Origin of the sequence: Clostridium saccharoperbutylacetonicum N1-4(HMT) (genome assembly GCF_000340885.1) — a bacterium.
Lineage (GTDB): Bacteria > Bacillota > Clostridia > Clostridiales > Clostridiaceae > Clostridium > Clostridium saccharoperbutylacetonicum.
This window is the reverse complement of record NC_020291.1, coordinates 5,542,066-5,554,361: the sequence shown is the minus strand read 5'-3', so window position 1 is coordinate 5,554,361 and position 12,296 is coordinate 5,542,066. Positions and strand designations below refer to the sequence as shown.

The window sequence follows — 12,296 nt, the reverse complement described above, 5'->3', positions numbered from 1 at the left end:
ATGGCAAGTAACACATTAAATTTTCTTTTATAGTAGTTCATTAAACAATTATTCAAAAGTTTTATCAATTAACTATTAATTTTATGAAATTAATGAAATGTGAAGCTATACTTTAATGATGAGAAATATATAACATAAAATATATTAAGATAGCTAAATCTAATGAATAGAAGTTGGACATTTATAATTGTTGCAGTAATTATAGAAGTATTTTGAGCTACAGGATTCAAACACTCAAATAGTTTCATCAGATGGATTGGTGTTGGAGCTCTTATCTGCTTGACATTTTTATTGTTGTTTGAAGCTACAAAAAATTGCTAGTTTCAACGTTTATGCTATTTTTACAGGAATAGGAACAGTGGGAGAAATACTTGTTTTTATGATATCGCACGGTAAATCAAAGGATTTTATTTATAGTATCTGTATTGAAACTAAATCTAATTAGAGCTAATACGGAATGGAAACAAGAGATTTATTGTTGCTGGTAGCTTCACTAATATGTATTATTATAAAGTCAAAAAGTATAATATTTGTACAGTTATTATGAAAAGTGTCAAGATTAATAAAATTTATAATGAGTTTCCCAATTGACAGTCTTTTAAATCATTAAAATACTTAATAAGAAATTCCTTAAACTGATGCGATGCTCTAGATATATATCGATTTTTTTTCCAATATAAATTAATTGTTCCTTCGCAAATTGCATCTTCAACTTGAATAAGACGCATTTTTAAATTTGAATTTATTTCTAATACTAATGGAGAAATAAAAGCGAGTCCTAATCCATATTCTACATAACTAATAATTGAGTGAGGTTAATTACTTTCAATAACAATATTGGGTTTAAAACCAGCTTGATTGCAAAAATTATCAGTCATTTCACGAAGGCCATATCCTACTGGCATACTAACAAAAGGTTCATTTACTACATCGTAAAGAGAGATATGTTTATGCTTAAGCAAATGATGTTGAGGAGGAAGAGCTAAGAATGTTTCTGCTGTAATTATAGGAATACCTTGAATATTAGTATATTCAGAAGAAATAATAGAAGTTACAGATATTCCGAAATCTACTTGTTCAGTTTCTAGTAAATGCTGAATATTTAAAGTAGTAGCAAATGTTTGATGAACTTTAATATGTGGATATTGATAAAGGAATTTTTTTAGCAAATCTGGCATAAAAATAGTTGTATTAACAGCCAATGAAAGTGTGCTTTCTCTAATATCAGATAAGTCTGAAAGTTCGCGTTTTGCTTCAGATAATTCACTGAATATTTTATCAACATGGGATAGAAAGTTTTCTCCAAAACTATTTAATTTGTCTGCCTACTCTATCAAAGAGAGTGACACCTAGTTCTTTTTCTAATTTAGATATTGTGCGGCTTAATGCTGGCTGTGCAACATGCAATTCTTCTGCAGTATGTGTCATGTGCCCTAATCTAGCGACAGTCTTGAAATATTGTAACTGTAACAAATCCATTACAATCCTCCTAGCAATCATAACAATTTTGATATTAATTTATATTAAATTATATATTTTTTATTATTTATAATCAAGAATATAATAGAAATATACATAATTTATAAGATTATTATAATTAATTAATATTGAAGGAGAGATAATTTATGAGTATTAAAAAATCGACTCAAAGTCCAACTTATGCAGATATGATTTTATGTAATGGAAAAATAGTTACAGTTGATGATGAATTTAAAATAGCTGAAGCTGTTGCTATTATAGGAGATACTATATTGGCTGTTGGAGAAAATGAGGAAATGAAATTATTTGAAGGTCCTCAAACTGAAATAATTAATTTGCAAGGAAAAACTGTGATTCCTGGACTGATTGATAGTCATCTCCACGCGAGCATGTGTGCAAAAGAAATTAATAATCTTAATATTTCAGAAGTTTGAACTATCAATGAATTATTAAAAGCAGTTGGAAATCGTGTCAAAGCGGTTGAAGCAGGACAATGGGTTGTTTCTTCAAGTGCATGGCATGAAAGCCAATTAGTTGAAAACCGCATCCCAACTCGATGGGAATTGGATACTGTATCTCCAAGCAATCCTGTAATGATACCTCGTGGTGGCCATGTGGTAGTTGCAAATTCAAAGGCTTTAGAATTAGCTAATATTACTAAAGATACAATAAATCCAGAGGGGGGAGTTATTATAAAAGATGCAGAGACAAACGAACCCATAGGAGCTATATTAGAAAATGCTGCATTTTTAGTTAAATCTTTAATACCTAATTATACAGAAACAGAAATAGTTAAAAATTCTATAGATTTTATGGAGCAAATGAATTCATATGGAATTACAGGAATAACTGATGCTTGGGCGGATGATAGTGATATTGATGTATACTTTAAATTGAATGCAGATAAAAAAATGACAGTACGTACCCAAGCATTATATCCAGTAATGAATTTAGAGCAGACATTACATGCAGTTTCAAAATACAAGCCGTTAGAAGGAGATGACTATTTCTGTATTGGTGGAATTAAGACTATGGCAGATGGTGGTGTGGAAGCAGCTTGGATGAAAGAACCATATAAAATAGTTCCAGGTATGCAGCTAGACCCTGAATATCGTGGAGTTTCAATTTATAAAGGATCAGCAAGAGAAAAAGAATTTATTGATATATTGAAGTTAGCAGCAGAAAATAAGTTTCAGATTCAAGTACATGTTGCAGGAGATGCTGCAATAGAATTTGTAGTGAATAGCTATGAAGAAATTAATAAAGTAACATCAATTAAAGACTTAAGATGGACTGCCATGCATGTTATGTACCCAACAGAAGAAAGTTTAAATAAGATTAAGAAATTAGGGATTTTCACAACTGTTCAGAATCATCCATACCTTTTAGGGAAAAATATGAATAGCTTTTGGGGTGAGAAACGTGCAAATGCTGCCATTCCTATGCGTACAATGCTTGATAAAGGAATAATTATGGGTGGAGGAACAGATGCTCCTATAGTTCCATGGAATCCATTTATCTCAATTTGGTGGATGATAACTAGGGCTACTGTAAATGGAGAAGTACAAGGCATAGAGGAGGCTATATCTCGTGAAGAAGCTTTATATCTTTGGACAATGGGAAGTGCTTATACTCAAGGTAATGAGAAAAAATTAGGATCTATAGAGAAAGGCAAGCTTGCAGATTTGGTTGTCTTATCAAAAGATTTGTTAACAATTTCTTCTGAGGAAATACCATCGATTAAAGCAATTACAACTATTGTTGGAGGAAAGATTGTATATCAAGGTGATAAGTAAAAACAGATAAAAGTAATTGTTAAGTAAGTAGTAGTATATAAACTACAGTAAAGCACATGAAAATAAATAACAAGTCAAAAGTTGCCATGATTATTTTTCAGTAGGTAATAAGAATTTTGTGCATTGCTTTTTCGATAAAAAGGGGTATCACTTAATACTGATACGGAGAAGCATACCATAGGTAATAAAGGAATTCTAGTAAAAATAATAAAGAATCAAAACAGAAGTTAAATATATATTATATTTGTGTAACAAAGAAAAGGAATATTTAGAGCAATATAAGGCTTTAGATATTCCTTTTTTATTTTAAAGGAGGAGTTAATCATAAAAAAATTATGGGAATTAGAGCAGTTAGAAGAAGTGAAATCAAAATATGAAAAAGAGGTGTTACAAAGTATTGAAGAGGTTATTACAGTACTTAATGAAAATTACGGAGGGGAGTTTGGAAATGTAGATGAAGATTTAGGTGGCTATGTGATACTAATTGATAATGAAGAGGAAGTAAAATCAATTCAAAGTGAGATTTTGAAGGACATTATTCCAGAATTCACAGATGAAATTAAGAGTGATGAAAGTGGTGATATAAATTAGTTTTGAATTTTATGGAATAACTCAAGAATTATTGCAGAATTTAAGCTATGAAAGTAAGCTAGGTAAAAGTTTAAAGATTACATTACGAAAATTTGAAAAAGATGACATTATTAATGAAATATTAGATTTAAAAGAATTTTACGAAAGTACTGATTTGCTTAAAGGTGTTAAATTTAGTTATAGAATAAAGTCACTACATTCATGTACTTTAAAATATAATAAATATTATCCAAGCATAGAAGTTAATAAGTGCTATAATGATTTATTGGGAATTAGGATAATTATTTCAAACTATAAAGAAATTTTAGATCAGGACTTAGAAATCTTTAAAGTTGCGGATATGAGAAATGGAAAAGTTAATGATGATGGATATAGGGGAGTACATCTATATTATCAAAATAGTAATAAGCATTATCCGATTTAAATACAAGTAAATACTAAAAGCGATAGAATAATAAATGATTGGCTTCACATACATTTATATAAACATATTAAAGATAATAATATTGGAAAATTATTAAGAGAAAAATATGATAATGGCGAGATTAAAGATGAAGAAGATTTTAAGGAGGTACTAGAACATGTGTTATCTAATAGCAAAGAAATTTAATGAAGAAGGTAGTTTAGTATTAGAAGCTTAGCAAGGACAAAGATTAGCTTCAATATCTAAATATTTAACATTAACAACATTAGAACGTGGTGTTCAAATAGTAACATTAAATGACTTAGAAAGTTATAATGAGTATTCTCCATATACATTGATAAATAATGAGGTTGATTTTATAAGTAAAGTTGTTAATATGTAATCTATTTTGAATTAAAATATGATAAGATTTTTGGTGGATTTAAAAGGTCATGCTTCGCCTCCACCATATAAATCCTAGATGTTACATTTAAAGTAATATCAAGGATTCTTTACTTTTAAATTATCCAATGTCATGGAAAGCTAAGATATTGAAAAAAATAAGTCTATATATTGAAATAGTGAGTGTATTAGAAATAGACATAAAAAGAAGGATATTAAAACCAGGAGATAAATTACCACCACAAAGAGAATTAGAAGATTTTCTTGATGTTAATTTAAGTACTATCAAAAAGTTAGAAATGTAAATTGCTCTACATTTCTAACTTTTTGATATTGCTATTAATGTTGACACTCTCTCTTTTTCTTAAACAAAATAGCCTGATCCCAAATGATATCATAAGGTGCTGGACCAACTAATATTTTTTGATTTACATATGATCTAAATACTCTTGCCCAATCTCCTTATTCTCCCATATTGATGCTCTCATGAGTATGACAAAGGTGTCTTTACCTCTTTCGAGTCCTAGGTTTACAAGATACTTTGGTATATTATCATTATTCATGATATCAGAGCTAAATCCTGCATTAATTAAAGCCTTTCGCACTTGGTGATTAATATATTGATCAGCAGTTGTAATAATAATTGTAGAACTATCATATAGATATCCTAGTATCCCGTCAGGTGTATTTTCGGTATTAATACTATAGTCGTTAATAGTATCACCTAGACTGGAAAATATCATATGGTATTTTCCAGTTTGTTTATTACCTACGGTAGAATTATCACTATAATATTTTCTGATTTTGTTATTTATTAGTATATGCTGAATGTTTAGTGAAGGTGCCATAACAAATAGGAGTGTAATAGACTAAAGAACAAGAGTTTTTTGAATTAGGGATGTATATTTTAGTTGGGGTGTGCACCTTTTAGCAGAAATAATATAATAAAAATAGAGAATAGTATAGAATAAATGCTGATGAAATGGTTATATTGATAGAAGAAAAGTTTTGAAAATGATATAATTATAGTACAAAATTAGAGAAAGTAAGGTGAGTATTTTATGTTGTATCATGCATCAGGAGAAGTTGTAGAATTTCCAGAGATAAGAAAAAGTAAATATACTAAAGATTTTTCATGGGGATTTTATTGTACAAATGATTTTGAACAAGCTAAAAAATGGGCTAAAAGAAATAGAGAGCATGCTACAGTTAATCATTATACTTACACAGAAAATAAAAATTTAAATATATTAAGATTTGAAAATATGACAGATGAATGGTTGGATTTTATTGCAGCTTGTAGAAAAGGACTTATTCATGATTATGATATAGTAGAAGGGCCTATGGCTGATGATACTGTTTGGAATTATGTAAATGACTTTTTAGCTGGTGAAATTACTAGAAGTATTTTTTGGGAGTTAGCAAAATTTAAATATCCTACCCATCAAATTAGTTTTCATACTTTAAAGGCGTTAGATTGTCTTAAGTTTGAGAGGAGTGAAATTATAAATGAATGAAATTCAAAAAAATGATTTATTTTATGTTTGCTCACTTATAGAGTTTATGGGGAGGAAAACTAAAAATAGACGATCAACTATAGTGAAAATAATAGGAAAGAAGGAACTAAAAAGACAGCTAGAACTTGCAGAAGTTAATCATTGCTTATCATTTGAAGAGGTGTCAGATGAGATAATAAAAGAGTTTAATATTAAGGAAGGCAGTTTTGATTCGGTAGGTTTGTGTAAATATGCTGTTCCTAGTGTTCAAGCTATAGGTAAAGAATATCAGAGATTAATAATTGATGTTCTTTCAGAAGAAAATAATGTAATAGATGTACTATATTCAGTATTTGAGTCATTTATTAGTGATGAAATCTCAGATTTTAATTCATCAGTATATTACAGTAGTCCAGAATATTTAAAGTATTCGTATTTAGAAGGTAAGTTATTAGCATAATCCAAATGATAGCTTTAATGGTACTGCATATGAAGAAAATGAAACAGATATAATATCTAATATTGATAAATAAGAAAATACGAAATGTACAAATAATTATTGGTGGATTTCAAAGGTAATGCTTCGCTTCCACCATGAAACCCACGAAAATATAATCATTATTTTCGTGGGTCTTTTATTTTGGAAAATAATTTTTACATTATTTTAATTTAGTTAAGATTATAGATAACATCTCTTTTAAGTCCAGTTTCAAAACTTATATCTTTTTCTTCTATATACAATTTGTAAAACAATTCTCTATCCTTCTCTTTTAAGATACTTAACATTTCATTAATTTCTGATTATAACTCTTTTTTTCATAATATTCTCAAGTGTATTATCTTTGTAAAAGAAGCTAGGAATATACTGATATATTTAGTAAGTTAAACAACAACCTAGTTGTTCAGGCCCAATTATAAAATTAAACTTATTCAAGAAGAAAAAGACATACTACGAGGGAAATTTGCATAAATTAAATTATGTAGTTATTAAGTAATTGATTCATAATCATTACTTATCTTCAGAAAACATATCTGCAAAATTATTTCAGTTGTAGAAAAGATTTAAACAATTTTATGTAAATGATTGAACAAAACAAAATAAAAGGGGGGGAATTTATGAAACATCTTAGTAAATGCCTTAAAAGATATGGAAGTGCCTTTTTAGCTATATTGCTTACATTTACTTTAGTGGTAGCTTCTAATATAAAAGTAAGTGCATCAACAATAAAGTCTGATTATAAATCATTTGTAATGGCACCATTAGAAAAAATAACGGATTGGAATAGTTTTAAAAATAGATTAATAACTTTAAAGAATAGTGGAGTTTATGGAATTACAACAGATGTATGGTGGGGAGATGTTGAGAGTAAAGGGGATAACCAGTTTGATTGGAGTTATTATAAGACTTATGCAGATGTAGTACGAGCATCAGGGTTAAAGTGGGTACCTATAATATCTACCCATCAATGTGGTGGTAATGCAGGTGATACAGTAAATATACCTTTACCTTCATGGTTATGGAGCAAAGATACAGCAGAGAATATGCAATACAAAAATGAATCAGGAAGGTTTGATAAGGAAGCTTTAAGCCCATGGTGGTCTAGTGCTGATAAACAATATGATGAACTTTATGATTCATTTACTTCAAATTTTAGTTCGTATAAGGATATTATATTATAAGTATTTCTATATATCTAGATTTAAAACTTATGTTTACATATTATGGATTAATTATTATTGTCGCTAGATAGTTATTTATAAATCAAAAGGGCGTTGTTAAAGAACTAATTAATTAGTTTTTTAACAACGCTTGTTCAATAATGGCATATTATATCTAGTTACCTTCTACAGGAAAGAATTTTAAAATATGTGTTGCAGCAACTACTATTTCTTTATTTTGATTGTATACTTCAACAGTTGCATAAGATTTTAAGTTTTCATTATCAATGTCTTTAATTGTGTATACAGCTGTTACAGTATCTCCCATGTAAACAGGTTTGATAAAACGAAGCTTGTCATATCCGTAAGATACACTTGGAATCTCAGCTTTTGCTTGTGTTTGAATTAATGTAGATGCTGTAGAACCAAGAGCAAAAGTTAATACTCCGTGTACTATTCTTGTTTTATACATTGTAGTCTTCATGAATTCTTCATTCATATGCATTTGTGAAAAATCACCAGTGATACCAGCAAAAAGATATACATCTGATTCACTGATTGTTTTTGTATAAGATATTGTGTCTCCAATTTCGAAAGGTACTTTTAAATTATTCATAGCTATTCTCCTCATCCTTTTTATATTAAAATTTTAATTGTTAGCGATTTATAAATTCATCACGTATATTCATAGGTGTATCTATAAATATTCTTTTATCCATTTCTTTTAAATTTTCAGAGATAATTGGTTTAAAGCCCATTTGTTCAATGATGTCTTTTTCCATATCTATACCAGGTGCTACTTCTGCTAATACTAAACCGTGTTCTTCCAGGTGGAAAATAGCACGTTCAGTAATAAACACAACTTCTTGTCCACGTTTTACAGCATCGAGACCATTAAACGTAATATCTGTTAACTTAGCTAACATCTTTTCGAACTTACCTTCTTGTTCAATAATCATTTTGCCTTCTCCAATGGAAGTTTTTAATCCTCCTGCTCTTAATGTTCCACAGAATACTACTTTTTTAGAGTTCTGACAAATGTCAATGAATCCACCTGTACCTACAATTTGGCCATTAAATTTATGAACATTTACATTACCATTCATATCCACTTCAGCAAAGCTTAAGAAGGCAACGTCTAATCCACCACCACCATAGAAATCAAATTGTGCTGGCATATCCATTACTGCTTGAGCATTGATACTAGCTCCAAAGAAAATACCTTGAGCAGTTGTTCCACCTACAGGTCCTGTCTCAACGGTTAGTGTAAATTCTTTATCTATACCTTCTTCTTTAGCTACAACTCCAATTCCATCAGCAATTCCTACTCCAACATTACCTACATTACCAGGCAATATTTCCATTAAAGCTCTTCTTGCAACAACTTTTCTTTGATCAAGCTTTATTGGCTCTGATTCTCCAGTAACGGCAATATAATCACCTGATAAGAAACGGTCAGAACCGTTATACATTTGATTCTGATCTGATACAACGACTAATGCATCAACTAAATATCCTGGTATTTTAACTTTCTTTGGATGAATTGTTCCTTCTTTTACCACTCTTTTAACTTGTGCTATTACAATTCCACCAGAATTATGAACTGCTTGAGCGGTTGAAAGTACATCCATGTAACATATTTCATCTTCTAATGAAATATAGCCTTCTGCATCAGCTGTTGTTCCACGAATGAAACAAACATCTAGCGGAATAGATGGATAAAATAAATATTCTCTTCCGTTAATTTCCATTAATTTAATTAAATTCTCTGTGGTTCTTTCATTTAATTTTCCACCATCTTGTCTAGGATCAATGAAAGTTCCAAGACCTACATGAGTAAGAATTCCAGGATGACCTGAAGCAATACTTCTAGAAAGCTGACTCATAACTCCTTGTGGAAAGTTATAAGCTTCAATTAAGTTGTTTTGAGCCATATCAGCTAATCTAGGAGATTGTGCCCAATGTCCACCAATAGCACGTTTTACCATTCCTTCAATTGCAAGAGGTGACATTCCACGTTCTCCTCTATCGCCTAATCCACTAGAATGCCAAAGAGTTAAATTTTTTGGTGATTCAGTTTCTAAAAAACGTTTTCTTAATGCTGATATTAGTTCTGTAGCTTCAATAATACCACCACCAGCACCACATATTGCTAATGTATTTCCATCATTAATATATGAAACAGCTTCTTCGGCAGTTAAAATTGGAACCTTTTTTTCTATCTTAGTTGGTTTTTTCATGGCTCTAATTCCTCCTTGATAAGTTTTTTTAATCTATTAAATAATTTGTTTTGATTTAGTTGTTGGATAATCTAAAAAAATTAATTTTTGGATTGTTATATATAATTATAAATTTATTTAATATATTAACCACAAGGTGACTTGTTAACTTTATTAATTATCTTGCTATTTCTTTTTGCTTCATATATTATTTAAGCTATAGAATTCATTTATCTAGTAAATTATCTTGCTATTTTTACTAATTATATTGTTATTTATGATAGGAGGAAGTATGTTTTTATATAATTTTGATAAAGAAATTGTTAATATTTTCGAAGACAATTCATCTCCAAAAGCAATTTGGTTATCACACAGTCATGACAATCCTAACTGGACTTATAACTATCATCTTCATAAATGTGAAACGGAATTAGTATATATTCTAAATGGAATGGGAATTTATTCAATCAATAATGAAATTTACACTGTGAAAAAAGGAGATGTGCTTGTAATTGATCGTGGATGCATTCATTCAATTGCTTCTAATAATGAATTTCCAATTGATGCATGGACATGCGGTGTTACTGACTATACAATTAAAGACATAAATGAAGTTAATCAACTTTTACATATGGATACTCATCCAGTTGCTCAAGCAGGTAAACATGGGGAATTTATTCATAGATCCATGGTGGAAATGAATTTGGCACGAATTCAAAAATCACCTTACACTTCATGTGTATGTAACATGATTGCCTCTACCTTAATTACTATATACTATGATATATTTAAAGACTCATCTAAAATTAAAGCTCAGAAAAAATCATCTTTTATTAGGGACATTATTATTTATATCAATGAAAATTACTCAAAACATATTTCTTTAAAGAAACTGTCAGAGCAATTTCATATAAGTAGTTATCATATCAGCCATGAATTCAAAAAGGTTTATGGAATTTCTCCAATTAACTATGTTATTGAACGTCGTTTAAGTGATGCAAAATGGCTCCTTATTAATACAGAAGATTCTCTTATTTCAATAGCAAATAAAGTAGGATATGAAAATCCTAATCATTTTACAAATCTTTTCATGGAACGAACGAATTATTCACCATTACAATATCGAGAAAATTTTGCAAAATCTACTGATTTACCAGAATAAGTCATATTTGAATTGTTCTTTATCTAATATTATTTTTGTAAATGAAAAAGGTTACTTTTAATAAAATGAGTAACCCTTTTCATTTACAAGTTTTTTAATATTATATTTTAAATTTCACTAAATATTTATACATTACAATAAGATTCGCTTATTGCATTTTGTGATGAAAATAGTTTTCTATATTCCAAAGGTGAATAATTAAGCCGCTTTATAAACATATTAGTAAAATGAGTAGCATTATCGTAACCAATTTTTTCAGATATAGAAGTGAGGGATTCTGTTGTATTAATTAATAACCACTTGGCTTCACACATTTTAAGATCAATTGAGTAATTAATAGGGGAAATTCCATACTCCTTTGCAAATGAGTGGCTTATGTGTCCTGGGCTCATATGAAAAATTTCTGATAATTGCTTTATTGTGATAGTCTCTCTGTAATGTTCACCAATATATATAAGGATATCTCTTACAAAAGAAGATTCTAATTTTCTATCAGATTTTTTTTCTTTTGGCAATAGCTCAAAGACTACAGAGGCTAATGAAGTCGCAAGAAGATTGCATATAAAATTAGCAGAAGGAGTTTTTTGTAAACATAAAAAACTTATTTCTTCCATTACACTTTTTATAAAGTTCTCATTTGAACCAGCTGAAATAATTTGGTGCATATCTGAAAATAACATTCGTGTATCATCTGTAAAAGCTTTTAATTTATAGTTATTTATAATACATGTCCAGGCATCAATAGGTTCTTTTTTATCAGAAGCAATTGAATGCAATATACCTTTTTCAAGAATAAGTAATTGTCCTTTTTCTAAAGTATATTTTGTCATATCTATTGTATATTCTGCTTTTCCGTCAGCAATATAAACAATTTCCGTTGCATCTTTATGAATGTGATAGTTATAAGTCCAGCCAGGATTATTATAATTATGACATAGTCTTACCATTTGAGGATATTTATTATCTTCAAAAATATCTTCAAACTTCTGGTCAAAGTTATATGAAAACATATGATAACCTCCTGCTTTATTTGATTAGGTAACTTAATTATAACAAGATACTTTTATTAAACAACAATATAATTTGAGG

15 protein-coding genes and 1 pseudogene are annotated in these 12,296 nt (G+C 29.1%); 10 read left to right on the top strand and 6 right to left on the bottom strand.

The features are described from left to right. Positions 1 to 815: 815 nt before the first annotated feature. Positions 816 to 1,202: a LysR substrate-binding domain-containing protein gene (locus CSPA_RS28985; RefSeq protein ID WP_015395091.1), complete on the bottom strand. Its 387-nt coding sequence runs from the start codon at positions 1,200 to 1,202 to the stop codon at positions 816 to 818. Between the two features lie 106 nt (positions 1,203 to 1,308). After that, positions 1,309 to 1,479: a LysR family transcriptional regulator gene (locus CSPA_RS28980; protein WP_015395090.1), complete on the bottom strand. Its 171-nt coding sequence runs from the start codon at positions 1,477 to 1,479 to the stop codon at positions 1,309 to 1,311. A gap of 146 nt (positions 1,480 to 1,625) precedes the next feature. Between CSPA_RS28980 and CSPA_RS24450 the strand changes: the two genes are divergently transcribed. The 6 genes and pseudogenes from CSPA_RS24450 to CSPA_RS29305 all read left to right on the top strand — a co-directional run bounded on the left by CSPA_RS24450 (position 1,626) and on the right by CSPA_RS29305 (position 4,976). Then, on the top strand, positions 1,626 to 1,913 hold the full coding sequence (locus CSPA_RS24450) for a metal-dependent hydrolase (RefSeq protein WP_015395089.1): 288 nt from the start codon (positions 1,626 to 1,628) through the stop codon (positions 1,911 to 1,913). Positions 1,914 to 1,916: 3 nt separating this feature from the next. Beyond that, positions 1,917 to 3,275, top strand: coding sequence for an amidohydrolase (locus CSPA_RS24445; RefSeq protein ID WP_081603999.1), 1,359 nt, complete (start codon positions 1,917 to 1,919; stop codon positions 3,273 to 3,275). Positions 3,276 to 3,635: 360 nt separating this feature from the next. Next, positions 3,636 to 3,866 (top strand): hypothetical protein, encoded by a 231-nt coding sequence (locus tag CSPA_RS24440; RefSeq protein ID WP_015395087.1) that lies wholly within the window; start codon positions 3,636 to 3,638, stop codon positions 3,864 to 3,866. Positions 3,867 to 3,897: 31 nt separating this feature from the next. Continuing rightward, positions 3,898 to 4,290 (top strand): nucleotidyltransferase family protein, encoded by a 393-nt coding sequence (locus CSPA_RS24435; protein WP_015395086.1) that lies wholly within the window; start codon positions 3,898 to 3,900, stop codon positions 4,288 to 4,290. Positions 4,291 to 4,507: 217 nt separating this feature from the next. Next, positions 4,508 to 4,672 (top strand): annotated as a pseudogene (locus CSPA_RS30925) (DUF6718 family protein); the annotation flags it as partial. A gap of 127 nt (positions 4,673 to 4,799) precedes the next feature. Then, on the top strand, positions 4,800 to 4,976 hold the full coding sequence (locus tag CSPA_RS29305) for a GntR family transcriptional regulator (protein WP_081603998.1): 177 nt from the start codon (positions 4,800 to 4,802) through the stop codon (positions 4,974 to 4,976). Between the two features lie 123 nt (positions 4,977 to 5,099). On the opposite strand, the gene CSPA_RS24430 is transcribed toward CSPA_RS29305, so the two are convergent. Continuing rightward, entirely contained in the window at positions 5,100 to 5,519 is a 420-nt protein-coding gene (locus CSPA_RS24430; protein WP_241393367.1) for a hypothetical protein, read from the bottom strand. 213 nt (positions 5,520 to 5,732) lie between these two features. Here CSPA_RS24430 and CSPA_RS24425 point away from each other — a divergent pair, with 213 nt between their 5' ends. The 3 genes from CSPA_RS24425 (at position 5,733) to CSPA_RS24415 (ending at position 7,847) form a co-directional block, all read left to right on the top strand. Continuing rightward, positions 5,733 to 6,188 carry a DUF3990 domain-containing protein gene (locus CSPA_RS24425; protein WP_015395084.1) on the top strand — a complete coding sequence of 152 codons (456 nt, stop codon included), beginning with the start codon at positions 5,733 to 5,735 and terminating at the stop codon, positions 6,186 to 6,188. Continuing rightward, positions 6,181 to 6,627: a hypothetical protein gene (locus CSPA_RS24420; RefSeq protein WP_015395083.1), complete on the top strand. Its 447-nt coding sequence runs from the start codon at positions 6,181 to 6,183 to the stop codon at positions 6,625 to 6,627. The genes CSPA_RS24425 and CSPA_RS24420 overlap by 8 nt, the downstream gene beginning before the upstream one ends. 656 nt (positions 6,628 to 7,283) lie before the next feature. After that, positions 7,284 to 7,847, top strand: a complete 564-nt coding sequence (locus CSPA_RS24415; protein WP_015395082.1) for a family 14 glycosylhydrolase — start codon at positions 7,284 to 7,286, stop codon at positions 7,845 to 7,847. Between the two features lie 154 nt (positions 7,848 to 8,001). Here the strand turns inward: CSPA_RS24415 and CSPA_RS24410 are convergent, their stop codons facing one another. Both CSPA_RS24410 and CSPA_RS24405 read right to left on the bottom strand, forming a co-directional pair. Next, the gene (locus tag CSPA_RS24410) at positions 8,002 to 8,442 is read right to left on the bottom strand and encodes a MaoC family dehydratase (protein WP_015395081.1); all 441 of its coding nucleotides are present in this window, start codon (positions 8,440 to 8,442) and stop codon (positions 8,002 to 8,004) included. A 40-nt stretch (positions 8,443 to 8,482) separates the two neighbouring features. Then, positions 8,483 to 10,066 carry an acyl CoA:acetate/3-ketoacid CoA transferase gene (locus CSPA_RS24405; RefSeq protein WP_015395080.1) on the bottom strand — a complete coding sequence of 528 codons (1,584 nt, stop codon included), beginning with the start codon at positions 10,064 to 10,066 and terminating at the stop codon, positions 8,483 to 8,485. A gap of 271 nt (positions 10,067 to 10,337) precedes the next feature. Between CSPA_RS24405 and CSPA_RS24400 the strand changes: the two genes are divergently transcribed. Then, positions 10,338 to 11,207, top strand: coding sequence for an AraC family transcriptional regulator (locus CSPA_RS24400; RefSeq protein WP_015395079.1), 870 nt, complete (start codon positions 10,338 to 10,340; stop codon positions 11,205 to 11,207). Positions 11,208 to 11,332: 125 nt separating this feature from the next. On the opposite strand, the gene CSPA_RS24395 is transcribed toward CSPA_RS24400, so the two are convergent. Further along, positions 11,333 to 12,217, bottom strand: a complete 885-nt coding sequence (locus tag CSPA_RS24395) for an AraC family transcriptional regulator (protein ID WP_015395078.1) — start codon at positions 12,215 to 12,217, stop codon at positions 11,333 to 11,335. Positions 12,218 to 12,296 lie beyond the last annotated feature (79 nt).